The organism is Glaciibacter kafniensis, from assembly GCF_039538945.1.
Classification (GTDB): Bacteria; Actinomycetota; Actinomycetes; order Actinomycetales; family Microbacteriaceae; genus Cryobacterium; species Cryobacterium kafniensis.
In genome coordinates this window covers 53,858-74,710 of sequence record NZ_BAABCN010000012.1, presented here as the reverse complement: position 1 = coordinate 74,710, position 20,853 = coordinate 53,858, and the positions used below count along the sequence as shown (strand labels likewise).

General features: G+C 67.0%; 21 protein-coding genes. 11 read left to right on the top strand and 10 right to left on the bottom strand.

Going from position 1 to position 20,853, the window contains the following annotated elements:
* Positions 1 to 7 precede the first annotated feature (7 nt).
* The 4 genes from ABD791_RS16455 to ABD791_RS16440 all read left to right on the top strand — a co-directional run bounded on the left by ABD791_RS16455 (position 8) and on the right by ABD791_RS16440 (position 5,504).
* Positions 8 to 790 carry a class I SAM-dependent methyltransferase gene (locus ABD791_RS16455; protein WP_345068683.1) on the top strand — a complete coding sequence of 261 codons (783 nt, stop codon included), beginning with the start codon at positions 8 to 10 and terminating at the stop codon, positions 788 to 790.
* Positions 783 to 2,024, top strand: coding sequence for an FAD-dependent oxidoreductase (locus ABD791_RS16450; protein ID WP_345068681.1), 1,242 nt, complete (start codon positions 783 to 785; stop codon positions 2,022 to 2,024). Before ABD791_RS16455 ends, ABD791_RS16450 begins: the two co-directional genes overlap by 8 nt.
* Before the next feature lie 70 nt (positions 2,025 to 2,094).
* The gene (locus tag ABD791_RS16445; RefSeq protein ID WP_345068679.1) at positions 2,095 to 3,819 is read left to right on the top strand and encodes a DUF7059 domain-containing protein; all 1,725 of its coding nucleotides are present in this window, start codon (positions 2,095 to 2,097) and stop codon (positions 3,817 to 3,819) included.
* A 230-nt stretch (positions 3,820 to 4,049) separates the two neighbouring features.
* On the top strand, positions 4,050 to 5,504 hold the full coding sequence (locus ABD791_RS16440) for a flavin monoamine oxidase family protein (protein ID WP_345068677.1): 1,455 nt from the start codon (positions 4,050 to 4,052) through the stop codon (positions 5,502 to 5,504).
* A 27-nt stretch (positions 5,505 to 5,531) separates the two neighbouring features.
* On the opposite strand, the gene ABD791_RS16435 is transcribed toward ABD791_RS16440, so the two are convergent.
* Together ABD791_RS16435 and ABD791_RS16430 are read right to left on the bottom strand one after the other, a co-directional pair.
* Positions 5,532 to 6,248 carry a Pr6Pr family membrane protein gene (locus ABD791_RS16435; RefSeq protein WP_345068676.1) on the bottom strand — a complete coding sequence of 239 codons (717 nt, stop codon included), beginning with the start codon at positions 6,246 to 6,248 and terminating at the stop codon, positions 5,532 to 5,534.
* An 83-nt stretch (positions 6,249 to 6,331) separates the two neighbouring features.
* Positions 6,332 to 6,601: an acylphosphatase gene (locus ABD791_RS16430; protein ID WP_345068674.1), complete on the bottom strand. Its 270-nt coding sequence runs from the start codon at positions 6,599 to 6,601 to the stop codon at positions 6,332 to 6,334.
* Between the two features lie 184 nt (positions 6,602 to 6,785).
* On the opposite strand from ABD791_RS16430, the gene ABD791_RS16425 reads away from it, so the two are divergent.
* Positions 6,786 to 7,655, top strand: coding sequence for a sulfite exporter TauE/SafE family protein (locus ABD791_RS16425; protein ID WP_345068672.1), 870 nt, complete (start codon positions 6,786 to 6,788; stop codon positions 7,653 to 7,655).
* 102 nt (positions 7,656 to 7,757) lie between these two features.
* Positions 7,758 to 8,591: a nuclease-related domain-containing protein gene (locus ABD791_RS16420; protein ID WP_345068670.1), complete on the top strand. Its 834-nt coding sequence runs from the start codon at positions 7,758 to 7,760 to the stop codon at positions 8,589 to 8,591.
* Between the two features lie 284 nt (positions 8,592 to 8,875).
* Here ABD791_RS16420 and ABD791_RS16415 read toward each other — a convergent pair whose 3' ends face one another.
* Positions 8,876 to 9,286: a ribosomal maturation YjgA family protein gene (locus tag ABD791_RS16415; RefSeq protein WP_345068668.1), complete on the bottom strand. Its 411-nt coding sequence runs from the start codon at positions 9,284 to 9,286 to the stop codon at positions 8,876 to 8,878.
* 116 nt (positions 9,287 to 9,402) lie between these two features.
* Positions 9,403 to 9,639: a hypothetical protein gene (locus ABD791_RS16410; protein WP_345068666.1), complete on the bottom strand. Its 237-nt coding sequence runs from the start codon at positions 9,637 to 9,639 to the stop codon at positions 9,403 to 9,405.
* A gap of 235 nt (positions 9,640 to 9,874) precedes the next feature.
* Between ABD791_RS16410 and ABD791_RS16405 the strand changes: the two genes are divergently transcribed.
* Both ABD791_RS16405 and ABD791_RS16400 read left to right on the top strand, forming a co-directional pair.
* The gene (locus ABD791_RS16405) at positions 9,875 to 10,615 is read left to right on the top strand and encodes an endonuclease/exonuclease/phosphatase family protein (protein ID WP_345068664.1); all 741 of its coding nucleotides are present in this window, start codon (positions 9,875 to 9,877) and stop codon (positions 10,613 to 10,615) included.
* 312 nt (positions 10,616 to 10,927) lie between these two features.
* Positions 10,928 to 11,410, top strand: a complete 483-nt coding sequence (locus ABD791_RS16400; RefSeq protein ID WP_345068663.1) for a heme-degrading domain-containing protein — start codon at positions 10,928 to 10,930, stop codon at positions 11,408 to 11,410.
* A 408-nt stretch (positions 11,411 to 11,818) separates the two neighbouring features.
* Here the strand turns inward: ABD791_RS16400 and ABD791_RS16395 are convergent, their stop codons facing one another.
* A complete protein-coding gene (locus ABD791_RS16395) occupies positions 11,819 to 12,850 on the bottom strand; it encodes an LLM class flavin-dependent oxidoreductase (protein ID WP_345068661.1) in 1,032 nt (343 codons plus the stop codon).
* Between the two features lie 312 nt (positions 12,851 to 13,162).
* On the opposite strand from ABD791_RS16395, the gene ABD791_RS16390 reads away from it, so the two are divergent.
* Both ABD791_RS16390 and sufU read left to right on the top strand, forming a co-directional pair.
* Positions 13,163 to 14,479, top strand: coding sequence for an aminotransferase class V-fold PLP-dependent enzyme (locus tag ABD791_RS16390; RefSeq protein ID WP_425562267.1), 1,317 nt, complete (start codon positions 13,163 to 13,165; stop codon positions 14,477 to 14,479).
* Positions 14,476 to 14,943, top strand: coding sequence for a Fe-S cluster assembly sulfur transfer protein SufU (gene sufU / locus ABD791_RS16385; RefSeq protein WP_345068659.1), 468 nt, complete (start codon positions 14,476 to 14,478; stop codon positions 14,941 to 14,943). Before ABD791_RS16390 ends, sufU begins: the two co-directional genes overlap by 4 nt.
* Before the next feature lie 243 nt (positions 14,944 to 15,186).
* On the opposite strand, the gene ABD791_RS16380 is transcribed toward sufU, so the two are convergent.
* From ABD791_RS16380 to ABD791_RS16360, 5 genes are all read right to left on the bottom strand, one after another.
* Complete coding sequence (locus ABD791_RS16380) at positions 15,187 to 16,131, bottom strand: ROK family protein (RefSeq protein WP_345068657.1); 945 nt, start codon at positions 16,129 to 16,131, stop codon at positions 15,187 to 15,189.
* On the bottom strand, positions 16,124 to 17,008 hold the full coding sequence (locus tag ABD791_RS16375; RefSeq protein ID WP_345068655.1) for an amino acid ABC transporter permease: 885 nt from the start codon (positions 17,006 to 17,008) through the stop codon (positions 16,124 to 16,126). The genes ABD791_RS16380 and ABD791_RS16375 overlap by 8 nt, the downstream gene beginning before the upstream one ends.
* A complete protein-coding gene (locus ABD791_RS16370) occupies positions 17,005 to 17,655 on the bottom strand; it encodes an amino acid ABC transporter permease (RefSeq protein ID WP_345068654.1) in 651 nt (216 codons plus the stop codon). Before ABD791_RS16370 ends, ABD791_RS16375 begins: the two co-directional genes overlap by 4 nt.
* Positions 17,656 to 17,688: 33 nt before the next feature.
* Positions 17,689 to 18,645 carry a glutamate ABC transporter substrate-binding protein gene (locus tag ABD791_RS16365; protein ID WP_345068652.1) on the bottom strand — a complete coding sequence of 319 codons (957 nt, stop codon included), beginning with the start codon at positions 18,643 to 18,645 and terminating at the stop codon, positions 17,689 to 17,691.
* A gap of 85 nt (positions 18,646 to 18,730) precedes the next feature.
* The gene (locus ABD791_RS16360) at positions 18,731 to 19,519 is read right to left on the bottom strand and encodes an amino acid ABC transporter ATP-binding protein (protein ID WP_345068651.1); all 789 of its coding nucleotides are present in this window, start codon (positions 19,517 to 19,519) and stop codon (positions 18,731 to 18,733) included.
* 145 nt (positions 19,520 to 19,664) lie between these two features.
* On the opposite strand from ABD791_RS16360, the gene ABD791_RS16355 reads away from it, so the two are divergent.
* The gene (locus ABD791_RS16355; RefSeq protein WP_345068650.1) at positions 19,665 to 20,852 is read left to right on the top strand and encodes an ROK family transcriptional regulator; all 1,188 of its coding nucleotides are present in this window, start codon (positions 19,665 to 19,667) and stop codon (positions 20,850 to 20,852) included.
* Position 20,853: the final 1 nt, after the last annotated feature.

The window sequence follows — 20,853 nt, the reverse complement described above, 5'->3', positions numbered from 1 at the left end:
CCGGCCGATGGCCTTCCCGTCGCTCGGCGTTCGGGCGAGCGACGCCGTCGAGATCATGGACGGCCCGGATTGCGACCCGCAGCGGCTCGCCCGCACGTACGCCGAGTTCCGTTATGTCAACGCCGTGGTGTCGGGGTGGCGCACGATCTATCGCCGCGACATACGCCCGTTGCTCAGCCCGGCGAAGAACAGCACCCTGGTTGACATCGGAGCGGGTGGCGGCGATCTGGCGAGGGCGCTGGCGCGGTGGGCGGTGCGCGACAGGGTGAGGTTGAGTGTGACGGCGATCGATCCGGATGCGCGCGCTCACGCATATGCGGTCGGCCAGCCACCGCTGCCCGGGCTCGAGTTTCGGCGGGCGTTCAGTTCTGAGCTGGTACGCGAGGGGGCGCGGTTCGATTTCGTGGTGTCGAATCACGTGTTGCATCACCTGAGCGCCGAAGAACTCGGCGGGCTGCTGTTCGACTCGGAGCAGCTGTGTCGACGGCGGGTGTTGCACGCCGACATCGAACGGAGCGGGTGGGGTTACCTCGGTTTCGGTGTCGCCACCTTTCCATTCTTTCGAGACTCCTACATTCGCGAAGACGGTCTGACCTCGATCCGGCGCAGTTTCACGGCGCGGGAGTTGCGTGCGTCGCTGGACGCGGCCGGGCTGGCGGCCGCAACGTCGGTTGCCGCAGCCGGCTGGCGCGTCACCCGCGAGCTGCCGTCACGGCTGGTACTGCGTTGGATCGCGCCGCGCGCGACCCCGGTCGGAAACTCCCCGCTCGCGGACCCGACCGATGCCTGAAGTGCTCGTGGTCGGTGGGGGCCCGGTCGGGCTGGTGACCGCGTGCCTGCTCGCCCTGCGCGGCGTGGAAGTTGACGTGTTCGAGGCGCGCACCGAGCCGTCGCTGCGTTCCAGGGCCATCGGCATCCACCCACCTGGACTTGCCGCGCTTGAGCAGATCGGCGTTGCCGGAGAGTTAATCGCTCGGGCGGTGAAGATCCGTGACGGAGTCGTCGGCTGCGACGGTGTGGCTCTCGGCCGGCTCTCATTCGAACGCGCTGCCCCCGCCCACCCGTTCGTCGTCTCGCTGCCGCAGGCCGAGACCGAAGCGCTGCTGCGGGCGCGGTTCGCGCAACTCCGGCCGGGAGCCCTGCACGAGGGGGTTGCGGTGACGGATGCCCGTGACACCGGCGAACGGGTCGACGTCAGACTTGCAGACGGCACGGCTGTGAGCGCCCGATATCTTGTCGGCGCCGATGGGGCGCACAGCCGGGTGCGAGCGGCGGCCGGGATCGGCTGGCGCACCTCGGGGAGCAGCGAGACCTATCTGATGGCCGACTTTTGCGACCAGGGCGCGAACGGTTCGACGGCGGTGTTGTTCTTTGAGCGTGGGGGCGTCGTCGAATCCTTCCCGCTCCCGGGTGGGCGGCGCCGGTGGGTGGCGATGACCGACCGTCTCTCGCCCGGAGCGACGGCGGCCGACTTGGCCGACATCATCCGTCAGCGCACGGCGGTGAACCTGCCAGAGGCGTTGGCGGCTCCGAGTGCATTCGCTGTACAGCAGCGTCTGGCCGAACGGATGCGTGTTGGCCGGATTGCTCTCGTCGGGGATGCGGCCCACGAGATCAGCCCGATCGGCGGGCAGGGGATGAACCTCGGCTGGTTGGATGCCGTCGCCCTCGCACCCGCGTTGGAGCGGGCAGTCAGGGCGGATCGCACGGCGGAGCGCGCCTCGGATCGCGCCTCGGATCGCGCCTCGGATCGCGCCTCGGATCGCGCGGCCTGGGAAACCCGTCGGTTCGACAGCGTCGACAGTGCCAACCTGCGATGCGCGGTCGAGAACGCTCTCACCGCCTATGACCAACGTCGACGCCGCGCCGCTCGGATGGCCGTGCGCCAAGCGGGATTCAACATGGCGATGGGACGCCCCTACGACGGCGTGCGGCTCCGCGCCCGCAATGCGCTCGTGCGGCTCCTGTCCGTTCCGCCCGCCAACCAGGTGCTCGCCAGGGCATTCACAATGCGCTGGCTCTAGCGGTACCCCTCGCGGGTGCGCATGTGCCGGGGACGCAGAGTAGGGCCCCGCAGTGCAGTTGAATGGTTGAGTGACTTCTGCACTGATCGACCAGCTTCGTACCGACCTCGCCTCCGCCCACTTCAGCGTGAGCGCGCTCACCGGGTTGTGGGGGAGCGCAGCGGATGCGGCCCTGCACCGCAATCAGCGGGTTCCGGCCCTGCGGGCGCTCGCCGCGTTGCGCGAGAAACTGGGTCGCGAGGAGCGCTCGGCAACTCTTGCACGCCTCTTCGTGCTGGGGCTTCCGGTTCCGCTGAACGATCTGGATGCAGCGCTTCCGACCCTCGGGATTCGCGGAGCACTCGAACTCGGCTTGATCGGCTTCGTCGATCAGGCCGACAGCAGTGCCGTCAGCGACACGGGCGCCAGCACCGACGCAGTCAGCAGCAACCCAAGCACCTCGGCCACACTCGTGCGTCCGCTGCTCGACCTGCGCCCGTACAGCTTCATCGACGGCCACGGCGCCGGCAGCTGGTGGATCGCCTCCGACCTCGGGGAGCTTGCGCTCGGCCATGAGCTCGGTGAGAACCATGTGCTCGGCGTCGGCGGCGCATCGCTCACCTTGGCGGGCCTGATGATTCCGAACCCGGTCGACTCTGCGCTCGACCTGGGCACCGGATGCGGCATTCAAGCGATGCACGCCGCCCGTCATGCCACGCGCGTGGTGGCCACCGACATCTCCGAGCGGGCGCTGGAGCTTGCCGCCTTGAACGCCGAACTCAACGACATCCGCAATATCGAGTTTCGTCTGGGCAGCCTGTTCGAGCCGGTCGCCGGCGAACGCTTCGACCACATCATTTCGAATCCGCCGTTCGTGATCACGCCGCGCACCGAGGGCGTGCCGAGCTATGAGTACCGCGACGGCGGGCTGGTCGGCGACGCGATCGTCGAGGCGGTGGTGACGAGCGCCGCAGCACATCTGAACCCCGGCGGAATCGCCCAGTTGCTCGGCAACTGGGAGTACCGCACCGGTTCAGACACGGGCCGCACGGCGAGCGGCGCGACCAGCGGCACGAGTGGCGACGCCTTCGACCGATTGCGCTCATGGCTCGATGCTCCGCAGAGCGGCGATGGAGCCGAAGAGCTGCCGCTCGACGCCTGGTTCATTGAACGCGAAGCACAGGGCCCGACCGACTACGCCGAAACCTGGATTCGCGACGGGGGCACCCGCCCCGACTCCGCCGACTTCGACCGGCTCTACGGGGCCTGGCTCGACGACTTCGAGGCCCGCGGGGTGACCCAGGTCGGCTTCGGCTACATGCTGCTGCGCGCGCCGGTTGCCGCAGCCGCGACATCCGTCGCCAGCGATGCCGGGAGTGCGCTCGGGCGCCGCGCCGCTCCGCTTCGCCGGCTCGAACGTCTTCACGACGCCCTCGGCGCCAACGCCGCCGGAATCGGCAGCCACCTGGCGGCGTGCCTCCAGGCCCATGACTGGCAAGCGGCAACGGATGACGCCCAGCTCGCCGCCTCGCATCTTACCGTTGCCCCCGACGTGACAGAGGAGCGGCACTACTGGCCCGGCCAGGACGACCCCACGTTGATGACCCTGCACCAGGGCGGCGGGTTCGGGCGTTCCGTGCCGCTGGACACCGCGCTCGCCGCACTGATCGGCGCCTGCGACGGCGACCTCTCGGTGGGAGCGATCATCGCGGCTTTGGCGCAGTTGCTCGAGGCCGACGAGACAGACCTGCGCGTCGAATTGCTGCCGCGCGTGCGGGAGCTGCTCGACGACGGTTTTCTGCAGGTGCCGGCCTAGCGTCGGGTGCTCTCGCCCCTGATGGCGCGCCAGAGTGGCGGTACGGTCAGCGGGATGCGTTAGTTTGAGGGTATGAATGGCGAGGTTTCGAATGCGCGCAGGGCCATGGCGACACTCGAATCAGCACCCAGAGCGCGACATGTGCCGACTCCCGGAGCAGCACTCGGAGCGAGATCCCTGCCGTCACCCGGCGTGACACCCGCAACAACACGCGAGACGACGTGCCTGCCGTGATCGATCGTCGAACCTTCCTCCTCGTGTCGGCCTCTGGTCTCACCGTCGCGGCGCTCGCCGCGTGCACGCCCGAGACCCCCACGCCGACGAGATCCCCGACCACGACCGGTGGGCCCAGCCCGTCTCCGGTGCCGAAGCCCGCGGGGATGCAGCGCACGAACTGGTCGTCCGACCCGTTCGCCGGCGGATCCTTCAGCTATCAGGCCGTCGGCTCGACCCCGGCCCAGCGCGTCGACCTGGCCACGCCGGTGCTCGACCGCGTCTTTTTGGCCGGGGAGGCGCTCTCCGAGACCGAGCCGGGCACCGCACAGGGCGCTCAAGGTTCGGGCCGGGCCGTGGCGACAGCCGTCGCCGCAGCTGCGCCCGACGGGGAACGCATTGCAGTGATCGGCGCCGGCCTGGCCGGTCTCACCGCCGCTCGCCAGCTGAGCGACGCCGGCTACGCCGTGATCGTGGTCGAAGCCCGTGATCGCATCGGCGGACGCATCGACACCGTCACCGGGTCGGACTGGCCGTTCCCGATCGAGCTCGGCGCCTCGTTTGTGCGCTCGACAACTCCACTCGACAGCACCAGCCTCGACGAAGAACTCTCGGCGGCGGGCGTCGCGACGGCCCCCTTCAACACGCCCGCTGAAACCCGCGATCGTGCAGGCGAGATCGTGACGGTTCCCGACACGGGCGCCCGGCTGCTCACTGCCGGACTCGCCTGGGCGGCGACCCAACCTCACGACGTCTCGGTTGCCGATGCCCTCGTCGGGTCAGGCGCGCCCACCCCTCCGCCGACGGCACCGGCGGAGCCGAATGCGGCGACTGCGCCGATTGCGCTGACGGATGCCGACTGGCTGGGTCTCGCACTCGTGACCGACCTCGAGATGCCCACCGGGGCATCCGCGGCGCACGTCTCAGCCTGGTACGCACCCACCCCGAGCACTGTCGGCGCCGAAGAGGCCGACGAACGCATCGTGCTCGGCGGATATTCGACCCTGCTCACCTCGATGGCCGCCGACCTCGATGTGATGCTGTCGACCATCGTCACGAAGATCGCCTACACGGCCGAAACGGTGAGTTTGCGGATGGCGACCGGCGAATCGGTCAACGTCGACCGGGTGGTCGTGACGGTGCCGCTCGGAGTGTTGCAGGCCGGCGCCATTGAGTTCAGCCCGCCGTTGCCGTTCGCGCATCGCGGTGCGATCGCCGCGCTCGGCATGGGCGTTCTCGACAAAATCTGGTTGCGTTACGACACCCCGTTCTGGACGACGGATGCCGAACTCTGGAACGTCGTCGGCGACGGCGTCGACTTCCCGGTCTGGGTGAACCTGCAACCGCTCACCGGGCAGCCGGTGCTGATGGGGCTGACGGCTGCCGACAGCGCGCTTCGGCTCGCGAAGGAGAATGACGACGCGGTAGTGGCGGCAGCGCTCCGCAGTCTGGAACCGTTCGTCGGTCACTGACCGAGCGCGGCAACAGTCGGCGCGCGGTCACTGACCGGCGGCAACCTGATCATCGACGGGCTCTCTGTCTCTCTCCCCGACCGGCAGCGGCCGGCGGAGCGCAACCGGCGTCCACCACGGCGACAATCTGAGCCGCGACGTGCTCACCAGCAGCGCGGTCACCCCGGTGATGATCGCCAGGCAGAGCAGGCAATAGCCGACCGTTTCGGCGAGGCTGACCTGGCTGCCGTCGAGAAAGAAGTAGGGGTACCAGCCCACCTGGGCGCCTCGAACCAGCGTGAAGGCTCCCCAAACGAGCGGGTAGATCACGACCCAGCCGACCAGGTGCCAGCGCATCCGGTTCTTATGCGGATCGAACAGCCAGTCGAGCAGTGCGAATGCGGGAATCCAGAAGTGAAGCACCTGGTCTGACCAGGGCACGTCGATGCGATACGCCCGCGACGAAGACTCCACCACCATCAGCGCAAAAACGATTCCCGAGACAATGATGTACGTCGTCACCAGGGTGCGCAGCACGTCAAGCCACGGCGGGTCTTCCCTGCGGCGAAACGCAACGATGGCCGCGAGCACGAACATGACGACCGCCGCGATGGCACTTTGGATCGTGAAGTAGCTGAAGAAGTTGTTCGCACCGAACGTCTTGAAGCCGAGCACGTAGTCGAAGTTGCCGATCAGGCCGATAGCCCCCGCGCAGGCGAGAACGAGTCGGCCGATGCCGAACCCCTGCCGAACGCTCAGTCTCATCTGGAGAGACCCAGATGCCCGTGCGCTTGCATGCATCAACGCTACGCCAGTGGGGCCGAGCCTGTGGCCGGGCGGCGCGCGGACTACTCGGCGATCACGAATCCACTCGCGCCGATCGGTGTCAGTTCAAACACCTCGATGGTGTCGACGCGAGCCCCCGGTGGGCCACCGGCCAGCCACTCCAGCATGGCGTCGACGGATGCCGCTGAGCCTTCGATGACGACCTCGACAGAGCCGTCGTCGCGGTTGCGAGCCTGTCCGGCCACGCCGAGACGCGTGGCTGCGGTGCGGGCCGAATAGCGAAATCCGACGCCCTGCACCCGGCCTCGCACCACAATCCGTCGGCAGATCACAGCTCCATTGTGCTCCGTTCGCCGCACAGTGCGCACGGGCGCGACAGTGCGTGCACGAGTGCCCCTCCCTCAGCTGTCTATAATCGCTCGGGGGCTCGGCGCGCATCGCGCGACCGCCCCGTATCGTCGATGTTGACTCTCCGACGTGCCGTGGGCATGATCGCCCGCGACCGAAAGCAGCAGTATGACCGAGCACAACATTTCCGCGCATGACCACGGCGCCGCCGCGCTCGACACTGCCGCGCTCGACACTGCCGCGCTCGACACCGCCGCGCTGGACACCGCAACCCCCGCGCGCCGCTGGGTGATTCTGGTGATCGTCGGTCTCGTGGGCGGGGTGCTCTCCGGCCTCCTCGGCGTGGGCGGCGGCATCCTGATGGTTCCGCTTTTGGTGGGACTCGCCGGCATGGATCAGCGCCGCGCGGCGGCGACATCCTTGGCCGCAATCGTTCCCACCGCGATCGTCGGAAGTGCAAACTACCTGCTCAGCGGGCAGATCGACCTCGTGGCAGGAATGATCGTCGCGGTGGGTGCGGTCAGCGGCGCGATGATCGGCTCGGCCCTTCTGGCTCGCCTCTCCCTCGTCTGGCTGCGCTGGATGTTCATCGCTCTGATCGTGATCGTGGCGATCCGGATGCTGCTGGTCACCCCGATGCGCGGCGAGACGGTTGAGCTCACCCTCGGTGTCGTGCTGAGCATGCTGGCCGTCGGACTCGTGATGGGCATCGCATCCGGCCTCTTCGGCATCGGCGGCGGACTGATCGCCGTGCCGGCGCTGATCATCCTCTTCGGCGCCAGCGATCTGGTCGCCAAGGGCACATCGTTGCTCATCATGATTCCGACGGCAATCACCGGAACGTTGCGCAACCGAGCGAATACCTTGATCGATCTACCGAGCGCGCTGGTCGTCGGAACCGCCGCGACGGCGGCGTCGTTTGGGGGAGTGGCCCTGGCGCTGTGGTTGACGGCCGAGGTGTCGAATCTGCTCTTTGTCGGGCTGCTCGTGGTGGCAAGTGTGCAGCTTTCGGTGCAGGCAATTCGGAAGAAGCGGTAGCGCGTCGACTGCAGCGTCGGGCGCCGCCGCGCTACCCCCCGTTTGGGGCTACCCATTCAACCGACCGGCCCGCTAGATTCTATTCAGTCAAGAAGGAGATCCGTGGCCGAAACCCTGAGCATGCGGCAGCGCTGCGCGGGCCAGTCGGTCATTGAGAATCTGGTTCGACACCAGGCCGACATGCCGCGTCGCTCGTCGCTGGCCCGACTTCTCGGACGGTCGCCGCTGAATGCCGACGCCACCACCTGGTACCTCGACGCCCAGGGCGAAATCGCGATGGGCCGCATCCTTGACCTGCTCCCCTCCGACTGGACGGTGCTTCATGCCCTGCCGGCCGGAATGGGCGCTCTGGACATCGATCATCTCGTGATCGGCCCCTGCGGAATCTTCACCGTCAACACCAAACACCACCACGACAAAGATGTCTGGGTGGCGAAAAGCACGGTGGTGATCGACGGCGAAATGCACAACTACATTCCGGCGGCCGAAGTGGAGGCGCAGCGGGTGTCCGCCATCGTCGAAGAACGGATGCCGCTGCCCGCGCCTGTGCAACCGGTCATTGCGTTCATCGATCCCAAGCAGGTGACGATTCGGGAGCGACCGACGCAGGTGAAAGTCGTCGACGCGTGGCAATTGCGTCGTTGGCTGACCAACCTCGCTCCGGTGCTCAGCCACGCCGAACAGGATGAGATCGTCTCCCTGCTCGACAACCCAGTCACCTGGCATGCTACCGGCCCGGTACCGATCCTGACCGATGCGACCTCGTCGTCGCCGCAGTTCAGTTCGACGGTGGGCCTGCTCGCCGCGTTCGAGCTGATCGACGCGGAAGTGCGCTCGGCCCGGGTGCGGCGCGGCTTCTGGAAGCTCGTCGGCTACGGATCGCTCGTGGTCGGGCCGATTGTCGCCCTGCCGGTCGTGCTGAGCCTGGTCGGCTAGTTGCCGCAGCTCTGAGGCATATGACCGTTTCGTTGATCGAGGAGCGCGCGAGCTTGCGAGCACGCGTCTCGAGATCTCGCGAGCCAATCCTTGAACTCGGGTTGCGTTTGAACATCGGCTCACGAGGTCTCGAGACGGCCGCGGGCGGCCTCCTCGACCAACGAAATGGTCCAATTCGTCCACCACAATGCCGCGCAGCGGCCCTACAGCTCGAGACCCGGCGAGCTGATCCGTTGACGTGAGTTGCGTGTGAACGTCGGCTCACGGGGTGGTTCGCGCCGCGATCAGCGCCGCGGACGGGAGACGCGCCGCACCGCGGCATCCGCTGCCCACGTCAACCCGGTGCCGAGCGCGTAGGCAATGAGATCCACCGGGGCGAAGGTGGTTCCGAACACGAGCCGGGCGGGTGGGAAGACCTCGGAGAGAGCGCTCGGAACCCCGGTGAGCTGGAACAACTCGATGGCGACGCAGAACGCGAGCGCGATGCCCGCCACCGCCAGCGATGTCGAGCGGGGGAGCAGGAAGGCGACCAGAACGTAGATGAGCACCGCGTAGAGCGCGTCGGCCGTGAAATCGGCGACCGCGCCGCTGCCCAGGGCGTGAACGAGCAGGCCACCGGCGATAACGAGTACGGCGACTCCGAGCAGCCAGGCTCGGCGACGTCCGACGGCGGTGAGGATTGGTCGGGGAGTCATTGCTGCACTGTACCGGGTGACGTCGCGGGACGAGGTGAGAGCGGGAGCCGCTCGCGGATGCCCATAGCACGTGACCGCCTGGGCGGCTGAGCGCTGCGGCCAGGCAGCTCTGGCGGCTAGCGCTTGGGCTTGCTCGTGCTTGACGCGTTGTTGCCGTGCATCCACAGCACGTGCGCACGCACCGAGAGCGCACCGCCGATCACGAGCGACAGGACCGCGACCGGAATAATCTGAGTGACAGCGACGCTGCCGGTGAGGGCATTGACGATGATGAGCAGCACGGCGAAGCTGCTGCACGAGAATCCGGCGATTGCGCAGGTGTTGAACGACCAGCTCTTCATGGTGCGCAGCACGGGTATCCCATCGGGTTGAGGTTGGGCGGCCCGACCGGCCGACGAATTCAGCGGAGGGGACCGAGGTCAACGGTACCAGGGGGTGCTGTGCGGCGGATGTTCGTCGTCCGTTGGTCCGTCGCCGACCGGTGGTCTGCAGTGCCGAGCCTGCTGAGAGTCTGCGCCAGTCGCATCCCGAAATCACCGAACCGAACGTAGGCTGGAGCTCTACTACCGAGATTGAGGCAGGGCCATCGTGAGGGTGATTAGTTACAATCTCCGCAAGAACCGCGCGAGCGTTGAGCTTGAGGCGTTGGTGAACCGCTACGACCCCGACATGCTCTGTTTGCAAGAGGCCGACACCCAGGAGCTGCCCGCCGAAATCAGCACCCTGCACCTCGCCGACGCCACCTCACGCAACCGGCTCGGCCTCGCCCTGTACTACCGCAAGGACCGTTTCGCGGCAGTTGAAACGCGCACATTCGCGCTCAAGAAGTCTCTCCACGACCGGCTGCTGACCCCGGCACACGAGCGTCTGATCGGCACGCGACTGACGGATCACGCGGCGGAACGCGAGCTCGTCGTTGCCTCATTTCACGCGGCGCCGCTGACCGCGCGCAATTCGTTGAGGCGCAATCAGATTCGCTCGGCACATGAAGAATTGCACACGCTCGGGCCGGGACTGCCGACCCTCATGGTGGGCGACTACAACTACCCGCTGTTCAAAGAGAACCTGAGCGAGAAAGTGCAGTCCAGGGGCTACGACCTCACGCTCAGCGACAGCAGAACGTACACGCGCTACAAGGTTTTTCGTGGGCATTACGACTTGGCGACGTCAATCGGGCTCAATATCGGCAGCATCGAGACACTTCCACGCGGAACCTCAGACCACATGCCGATTCTGGTGACCGCCACGTACAGCGATGCGGTGGCCGATGTCTTCGAGCCTGAGGGTCTGAGCCCGGCGCCGGTGTCGGGGGACACCTTCTCGATCTGAGGTGTTGCTGGGGCTGGGGCTATTGCTGGGGCTATTGCTGTTGCTGTTGCTGTTGCTGTTGCTGTTGCTGTGGACGGGTGTCGTGGTGCGGCTGCTCAGGCCGAGTTTGTCGCGGGCCATCGGGGCGCGGATGCCGCCGCGCGGGTCGGGCGCCGTGGCGCGCGTTGGCGCCGGCTAGCGTCGCGGCGCCCGACCCGCGCGCAGCGCGGAGCTCCCCTACGCTGGAATGATCCGCCGCGTCGGCCCCAGCCCCGCCGGGGTGCCAGTGCCGTGCCGGCCGAAGTTTCGCACCGCCCAACCCGAAGGAGTCAGATGAGTGACCGACACGAGGAAGAGGCGGCCCTGGCTACTCTTCTCGAACAGGAGCGCGACATCCAATTCGCCGCATTCACCCATGCGGATGCCTGGACCGTCGGCACCCATCTCGTCGAACTCGCCAGCGAGCGACTTCACCCCGTGGCGATTGCGATCATGCTCGGTGACCAGCGGGTGTTCCACGCGGGCTTGCCCGGCGCATCCGCTGACAATGACGACTGGCTCGAGCGCAAATTTCGGGTGGTGCGTCGCTTCGGGCACTCGTCATTGGCCGTTGGCACCGACTTTCGGTCGCGCGGTGCGAACTTCGACGTGGATTCGCGCCTGAACGTCAGCGACTACGCGGCGCACGGCGGGGCGTTCCCGATTCGGGTGAATGGGATGCAGGTCGGCGTCGTCGGTGTCTCTGGCCTCCCTCAGCGGGAGGATCACGCTCTCGTGATCGAGGCGCTGATTGCGCACCGCGATCGCGAGGTCTAGACCGCGAGGTGAACCGCGAGGTGAACCGCGAGGTCTAAACCGCGATGTCTAAACCGCGAGGTGTACCGCGCCACCTCCGCTGAGAGCGCTTGCCGCGACTTCTCGCACCCTCTCGCACCCTCTCACCTGCTCTCTCGTCCGCTTTCTCCCGGTTCGACCAAGGGCGGCGGGTTGCCTTTTTTGCTAATGAACTTCAGGCTCAAATGACTCTGAAGTTCAATAGCGAAAACGCGTGCCCGTCCAGGGTCGGGTCGGTCAGCGACGGGTCGGTTCAGGTCGGCCTCGGTTCGGATCTGCGTCGGTTCGGGTCTGCGTCGGTTCAGCTCGGGTCGATACGACGGCACGGCACGCGCCCACATCCCCACCACACACGCGCGCACGCGATCCTGCGCCACCCGTCCGCGCCAGCTACTCCTTCTTGCTCCAACCGATCGCCGGCGCAATGTGACGCGCGATTGTGTCGAGCAGGTGCGCGTTGTAGTCCACGCCCAACTGGTTCGGGACCGTGAGGAGGATGGTGTCGGCGGCCTGCACCGCGGCATCCTGCACGAGCTCGGCCACAATCTGGTCTGGCTCCCCGACATAGCTCTTGCCGAAACGGGCGAGCCCGCCATCGAGGTAACCGACCTGGTCGCTACGCTCGCCGGCCGCCATCGAGCCGAAGTACTGGCGATCTTGAGCGGTGACGATCGGCAGGATGCTGCGGCTCACCGACACGCGCGGCTCACGCGGCCAACCGGCCTCAACCCACGCGGCGCGGTACAGCGCGATCTGCTCGGCCTGCAACTCGTCGAACGGCACTCCGGTGTCTTCGGTGAGCAGGGTGCTGCTCATCAGATTCATGCCTTGCTCGGCTGTCCAGACGGCGGTCTTGCGGGTGCCGGAACCCCACCAAATACGGTCGGGGAGTCCGGGGGACTGCGGTTGGATCGACAGCGGAGCCACCGATCTCGACATCTGCGGGTTCGGGAGAACGACACCGGCGCCGTCGATCGCCGCGCGGAACAGTTCGGTGTGCACCCGCGCTTCGTCGGCATCCGTTCGCCCTTCGGCCGGAACGTAGCCGAACGCCTCATAGCCGTGCAGGGCCGGCTCGGGTGAGCCGCGGCTGATGCCGAGCTGCAGACGTTGGTCGCTGATGAGGTCGGTCGCGGCGGCCTCTTCGGCCATATAGAGCGGGTTCTCGTAGCGCATGTCGATCACGCCGGTGCCGATCTCGATGCGGCTGGTGCGCGCCGCGATGGCGGCGAGCAGCGGGAACGGCGAGGCGAGCTGCTGCGCAAAGTGGTGCACACGAAAGTAGGCGCCGTCGATGCCGATCTCCTCGGCGGCGACCGCGAGCTCGACACTCTGCGTCAAAACGTCGCGGGCCGTGCGCACCTGCGAGCCAGGGATCGCCTGCCAGTGGCCGAAGGAGAGAAAGCCGATGCGTTTGTCCATACTCGGCTCAGCGCGCTGGCGCCGCGCACTATTCCCGCCGCTTCACTGTTGCTGGCACTCTCTCGTCGGCTGCATCGGAGGCTCACTCCTGCGATCCCCGGATGTCGGGTGGCCGGAGTTACCCACAGAAATAGGCGGGGAAGGGGAGAAATGTGCGTCACACACAGCTGATCCGGATGCCGCGGAACAGGAACACGGGGAGAATGGTTGTAGCAGGCGACCCGCCATCCAGGTCGCTACGAAAGGCAACCAGTGTCACAATCCGCCGCCGGCCTCACCACCGCACCGAACTCCGCAGCCACCGCGCCGACAATCGCGCCGAATGCCTCCGCGAGTTCCGCAGCGAGCACCTCCCCGCTGACCGAACAGGACATCCTGCGGATCAGGGCCGACTTTCCTGCGCTCGCCGAAACGGTCAACGGCGAACCGCTCGCCTACCTCGACTCCGGTGCCACCGCGCAGCGCCCGCTGGCCGTGCTCGACGCCGAACGCGAGTTTTTGATCCACAGCAACGCGGCAGTGCACCGCGGCGCCCACACCCTGGCCGGCCTGGCCACCGAAGCCTACGAAGACGCCCGCGCGACGGTCGCCACGTTCATCGGCGCGCAGCCCGATGAGGTCGTCTGGACCTCCAACGCCACCGACGCCCTCAACCTCGTCGCCTACGGGATGGCCAACGCCAGCCACGGCCGTGGCGGCGCATCCGCTCGCCGGTTCGCGCTCACCGAAGGCGACGAGATCGTCGTCACCGAGGCCGAACACCACGCCAACCTCGTGCCCTGGCAGGAGCTCGCCGCCACGACCGGTGCGAGCCTGCGATTCATTCCGGTCGACGACAACGGTATCTACACGGCCGCGGATGCCGCGGCGATCATCGGCGAGAAGACCCGCGTCGTCGCTTTTGCCCACGTCTCGAACGTGACCGGGTTCGTTGCCCCGGTCGCCGAGATCGTCGAGCTGGCGCACGCCGTCGGCGCGCTCGTCGTGCTCGACGCCTGCCAGTCGGCGCCGCACCGTCGCCTCGACGTCGTCGCACTCGACGTGGACTTCGCCGCCTTCTCCGGCCACAAGACGCTCGGCCCGACCGGAATCGGCGTGCTCTACGGCCGCCGCGAACTGCTGAACGCGCTGCCGCCGTTTCGCACCGGCGGTTCGATGATCAGTACCGTCACGATGGAAGGCTCCGACTTCCTCCCGGCTCCGCAACGCTTCGAGGCCGGCACTCAGCCGGTCTCCCAGGCGATCGCCCTCGCCGCCGCCGTGCGCTATCTCGACGCCGTGGGCCTCGACCGCATCGAAGCCCACGAAGAACACCTGGCCGAGCGGATGCTGGCCGGCCTGGCTCAGATCCCGGGCATCCGTATCGTGGGGCCCGGGCTCGGCGTTCCGCGCGCCGGACTCGCCAGCTTCGACGTCGCCGGCGTGCACGCGCACGACGTGGGCCAATACCTCGACGCACTCGGCATCGCGGTGCGGGTCGGGCACCACTGCGCCCAGCCGCTGCACCGCCGCCTCGGACTCACCGCCACCACCCGCGCCAGCGCCTACCTCTACACCACAGAGGCCGAGGTCGACCGCTTTCTCGCCGCCGTCGCGCAGGTGCGCCCCTACTTCGGAGAAACCTCATGAGCGACGCCCTCGCCGGCCTGTACCAGCAGGTCATCCTCGACCACTCGAAGCTCCGCACCGGTTTCGGCGAGCTGGAGCACGCGGATGCCGTGCGCTTCGAACGCAACCCGACCTGCGGTGACGAGATCACCCTGGAGATCGCCCTCGAGCCCGGAACCGACCGCATCGCCGCACTCGCGTGGCGTGGCGCGGGGTGCAGTATTTCGCAGGCGTCGGCATCCGTGTTGGCGGGGCTGGCCCCCGGACTGACCATGGCTGAACTGCAGTCCACGATTGATGCGTTCCGCGAGATGATGCGCTCGCGCGGCGTGGGGGAACCCGACGAAGACGTGCTCGGCGACGCCGTGGTCTTTCAGGGGGTCTCGAAGTTCGTCATGCGCGTGAAGTGCGCAATGCTCGGTTGGGTTGCGGCGGAGGGCTGCCTGGTCGACGTGGCCGCGGGGCGGCCGGACGCCGCGGTCTGACGCCGCGGTCTGACGGTTCTATCTGACGGCTCGGCCTGAACCTTCGGGGGCGGATTCGGGCATCGGAGCTGGATGCACAGGAGGAGATTCTGCGACACGCCGTGCTAACCAGGCGGTTTCAGGCGGCGAGTCGCAGAATCTCCTACTTTGCGTTGCACAAAAGCGAGCAGCGAGCAGCGAGCAGTGAGCAGTGAGCAGTGAGTAGTGAGCAGGGAGTAGTGAGCAGGGAGCAGAGCGAACCGCTCAGGCCGCCTCGACGGCGAGCGGCCACCCGTTCACAACATCGCCCCGGCCCGCAGCGCGGAACGCCAGAATCGACGCGCCGATCCGCCCGGCCTCACTCCCGAGCAGAGCCTGCACGACACGGGGGGCCTCCCGCCAGGCGAGCCCGGCGGTGAGCGCTTCACGCAGCGGAGTGAATAGCGCATCGCCGGCGTGCGCGAATCCGCCGCCGATCACAATCACGCGCGGGTCGAGCAACAGCGTCATGATCGCGAGCCCCTGACCCAGAACCTGCACGGCTTCGGTCCAGACCGCATCCGCAATCGGGTCGGTGCCGAGGCGTGCGACGATCTGCTTGGAGCTCAGCTCGGTACCCCCGCGCGCCAGGTAACGCCGAGCCAGGCCGGCTCCCGAGGCATACACCTCGAGGCAGCCGCGCTGACCGCACAGGCACAGTTCGCCGCCCGGCACCACAGGAATGTGCCCGAATTCTCCGGCCGCCCCGGTGGCTCCGGTGAGGGTCTCGCCCGAGGAGACGAGCGCAGCGGCAACGCCCGTGCCGATCGGAATCAGCACGAACTCCTCGGCCCCGCGTGCGGCACCGAGCAGCTGTTCGGCCAACCCGGCCGCGCGCACATCGTGCCCGATCGCCACCGGCATATCGAGTCGTGCCCGCAGCAGTTGCAGCAGTGGTTTGTTGAGCCAGCCGAGATTCGAGGCGTACTTGACGACCCCCGAATGCTCGTCAACGATGCCGGGGGTCACGACTCCGGCGGCGACGACCTGCATGCCCTGAGCGGATGCGTTCGCCTCCAAGGAGTGCAGAAGTTCGATGAGCGCATCCACGATGTCGTTCTCGGGTGTGACCCTGGTCTCCGTGGCGACGGTCGCGCCGTGTTCGGTGACGAGTGCACCCTTCATGGAGGTGCCGCCCAGATCGACGGCGAGCACGACGAGCTCAGACACGCGCTTCACCCTCAACCGCCCCGATCGGCAGCGGCAGCGCTGTCGCGAGCGGACCGATCGGCTTGCGCTTGCGAGTGGGCTTCTGCAGTCGTGACGCGAGCGCCGACAGGCTGCCGTTGAAGACGAGGTAGATCAGCGTGACGACGAGGAACGTCTGAATTAGCAAGTGGTTGAACGACGACAGCACCTGGCCGCGGTAGAGCAGCTCCGTGTAGGCGACGATGTAACCGAGCGAGGTGTCCTTCAGCAGGCTGACCAGCTGGCTGACCAGCGACGGCACGACGTTGCGGAGGGCCTGCGGCAGCACGACGAAGGCCATGGTCTGCCACTGCCGAAGTCCCAGGCTGAGTGCGGCCTCGGTCTGCCCACGCGGCAGGCTCAGGATGCCGGCTCGAATGATTTCTGCGAACACCGCCGAGTTGGCAATGGTCAGCGGGATGACCAGCTTCCACAGTGTCGGAAGGTTGATCCCGAGCTGGGGGAGACCGAACAGCATCAGGTAGATCAGCAGCAGCACCGGAACGGTGCGACCGACCTCAATGTAGCCGGTGGCCAGCCAGCGCAGAACGCGTACCTTGCTGACCCGGCCGAGGGCCAGGATGATGCCCAGCACGGAGCCGAGAACGGCGACGATTGCGGCCGCGGCGAGGGTGCCGAGGAACCCGACCAGCAGGAACTCCCAGATCGGCCACTGGGCGAAGGGGGCCCATTTGTCGTAGTCGAGCTGGCCGTGCGAACCGAACTGCCAGAGGCCGAGAGCGATCACACCCGCCAACACGATGATGCTGATGATCGAACCGACCAGAATCATCCGTCGGCCGCGGGGACCGGGTTCTTCGTAGAGAAAACTTGCGGCACTGTGTCGTGACTGGGTCATCGGACGATCGCCACCCTTCGTTCGATCCAGCCGGCTGCGAGTCCGATCACGAGTGCGATCGCCATGTAGACGATGCCCGCTCCGGTGAAGATTTGAATGGGTTGTGCAAAGACGAGGTTGAGCTTGTTGACCTCGCTGGTGAATTCGACGACGCCGACGACAGCCGCGAGTGCGGTGTTCATGGCGAGGGCGATCATCACGTTGCCGAGCGGCTGCACGACGGCGCGCAGCGACTGCGGAATGATGATGAAACGGAACGATTGAAGCAGCGAGAAGCCGAGGGCCCTGCCCGCTTCCACCTGCCCGACGCCGACGGTGTTCACACCACTGCGCACCGCCTCGGCCACATAGGCGGCCTCGTAGACGGTGAGCACGATGATGGCCGTCGGCGTCAGGGGCGCGATCAAACCGGCATCCGGCAGTGCGAACACCGCCAGGATGAGCAGCGCCAGCAGCGGCACGTTGATGAAGAACTGCACGTAGCACCAGGCGGCCCACCGCAGAATCGGGATGGGGCTCACCCGGGCCATCGTCACCAGCACCCCGAGAATCAGGGAGCCGATGCCGGCCACGACAGCCATCATGAGCGTCGTGCCGAGCGCCTGAAGCAGGAGCCCGATGGTTTCGGGAGTCAGAATGTTATTCATCACTTTGCCGTTCGCTGGCGCTGCCGCCGTTGATTAAGAGCCGGGAACCGAGCCGATGGCCGGGGGAGTCGGGATCTCGGAGTCGACAACGGTGCCGAGGGTGGTCTTCCAGGCCTGACCCCACTGGCCTTCCTCCTGGATGGTGGTCAGCCAGGTGTTGATGAAGCTCTTGAAGTCGGCGTCGCCGTGCTTCAGGCCGATGCCGTAAGGCTCGGCCGTGAACGGCTGGCCGACGACCTTGATGCCGCCATCAGCCTTCGCGTCGCTGGCCAGCAGCGTGTAGTCCTGCACGTACGCGTCGCCGCGACCCTGCGTGAGAGCCTTCACGGCCTGCGGGTCGGTGCCGAACGAGAGCAGCTTCGCGGTGGGCTGCTGCTTGGGCACCTCGGTCACGGCTGGCGTGTTCGCGCCGACGATGACGGTCTTGCCGCCGAGGTCTTCGATGCCCTTGATGTCGGTGTTGTCGGACTTGACCGCGACGGCCAGGCCTGAGCTGAAGTACGGGCCGGCGAAGTCGATCTGCGTGGCACGCTCTTCGGTGATCGTGTAGGTGTTGAACACGACGTCGACGGTGCCGTTGGCGAGAAGCGCTTCACGGGTTTCGGATGCCGGCGGCACGATTTCGACGTTCGGCTTGCCGAGGATGTAGATCGCGAGCAGCTTCGCCAGATCGGCGTCGAAGCCGGTGACGCTCGACGGGTCGGTCGGGTCCTGCTGCGAGAGCAGCGGGGCGTCGAGCGCCTCGCCGACGATGAGCTTTCCGCGTGCCTTGATCTTGGCCATCGTCGAGTCGGGGATGATCAGCGACGCGGCAGCGACCGGGGCGTCCTTGAAGACCGAGGACTCAGACGCGGCGCCGCTCGGGGCCGACGACGCACCGGGAACGCCGGTCGAACCGCCCGACGAGCAGGCGGTGAGAGCCAGGGCGGCGACGGCGAGAACGGCACCCGCAACCGGGAGCCTCCGACGCAGTGAGGAGGGCAATGACATGGTTTTTCCTATCTTCTTTGGTGAGGAACCGTCGCGACGTGAGGTCGCTGGCATCTTGGTGAGGGGGAGTCAGTGGGCAGTGCTGTTAGTGGGACAGCACGGAGGCCAGGAATGAGCGCGCACGCTCGGTCTGGGGGGACTCGAAGAAAGCGGCGGGGGTGTTCTGCTCCACGATCTGGCCGGCATCCATGAAGATGACGCGATCGGCGGCTTTGCGGGCAAAGCCCATCTCGTGGGTGACGACGACCATCGTCATGCCCTCCTGGGCGAGCGACACCATCACGTCGAGCACTTCGCTGACCATTTCAGGGTCGAGGGCGCTGGTCGGCTCATCGAAGAGCATGACCTTCGGATGCATCGCCAGGGCACGAGCGATCGCCGCGCGCTGCTGCTGGCCGCCTGACAACTCGGCCGGGTACATGTTCGCCTTCTCGGCGATACCGACGCGCTTGAGCAGGGCCATTGCCTCGGCCTCGGCGGCGGCCTTCTTCATCTTGCGCACCTTCATCGGCGCGAGGGTGACGTTGTCGAGAATGGTGCGGTGGGCGAAGAGGTTGAACGACTGAAAGACCATTCCGACGTCGGCGCGCAGGTCGGCCAGGGCCGCACCCTCACGCGGCAACGGTGTGCCGTCGATCAGGATGTCGCCGGAGTCGATCGGCTCGAGGCGGTTGATCGCCCGGCACAGCGTCGACTTGCCCGAACCGGACGGGCCGACGACCACGATGACTTCGCGGGGTTGCACGGTGAGGCTGATGTCTTTCAGCACGTGCAACGGTCCGAAGTGCTTGTTGACCGCAGCGAGGCTGACCATGGGGTGCCCAGCTGTGGTCGAGTCGGTGGGGCGTGCGTCGTGCCCGGGAGCCGCTGCCATGAAGTCCTCGTATCGTCGTCGATCAGCAATCACGTAATCGTAAGTGAAATCACGTCGTTTCTGCAATAGTGGATTTACTTACTCCAGAAATGTACAAAGTTGATACAGTAAAGTCAAATATTCGCTTCCCCCTCGGATTGGCTCAATGACGATGACCTCTGTTTCCCCTGCCGTCTTCAGCCATGACTCCTCGCCGGGCGGCATCCTCAATCTGGTGCGCAGCGGGGCGTCATCCTCACGGGCCGACATCGCCCGCTCAACCGGACTGTCGCCGTCGACGGCCACCGCCCGGGTCGAGGCATTGATTCAGGGCGGCTTGCTGCGAGAGGCCGGCCGCGGCGATTCCCGAGGCGGGCGCCGCCCCCGCCAACTTGAAGTGAATCCGGACACCGGAGCGGTGCTCGGCGTCGACCTCGGCGCCCGCCACGCGTCATTCGCCCTGTTCGACATGGCGGGAACGATGCTGGCCGAACGGCACCGTGACATGGACATCGCCGACGGGCCCGAACGCATCCTGAGCTGGATTGTGGCCGAGGCGCACGAGATGGTGGCCGAGTCGACGGTGGCCGGTCAACGGCTGCGCGGAATCGGTGTCGGACTGCCCGGCCCGGTGGAGACGAGCGTCGGGCAGTTGGTCTCGCCCTCGCGGATGCCCGGCTGGAACGGCGTCGACGCGGCCGGCTTGCTGCGCTCGCTCAGCGGAGTGCCCGCGCTCGTCGGCAACGACGCGAATCTGATGGCGCTCGGCGAACATGCCAGTCTCGCCGAACCGGTCGATCACCTGGTCTTCGTCAAGGCCGGCTCCAGCATCGGTTGCGGCGTGATCGCTGCCGGAACGCTGCATCGCGGACACCGCGGAATGGCCGGAGACATCAGCCATGTCGCGGTGCCGAATGCCCCGCAGACCCTCTGCACCTGTGGGCGCTGGGGCTGCCTGGACGCCGTCGCGGGTGGGGCGGCCATCGTCGACAGTCTGCGCCGGGCCGGAGTCGACGTGGCGGACACCGCAGCAGTGTTGCAGCTGGCGCAGCTCGGACATCCGCTCGCCACGCAGATGCTGCGGGAGGCGGGAACCCGCACCGGCGGCGTGCTTGCCACCATCGTGAACTTCTTCAACCCGCAGCGACTGGTGCTCGGCGGGCAGCTCAGTGAGGCAGAGGCCTTTGTGGCCGGACTCAGGTCGGCGATCTACACCGAATGCCTGCCGATGGCCACCGACTATCTGGAGATCGTGGTGAGCGAGACGAAACGGCGCGGGGGAGTGATCGGGGCCGGCCGGGTGATTCTCGACCACCTCTTCGACCCCGCGGTGATCAACGAGAGCCTGGTTTGAG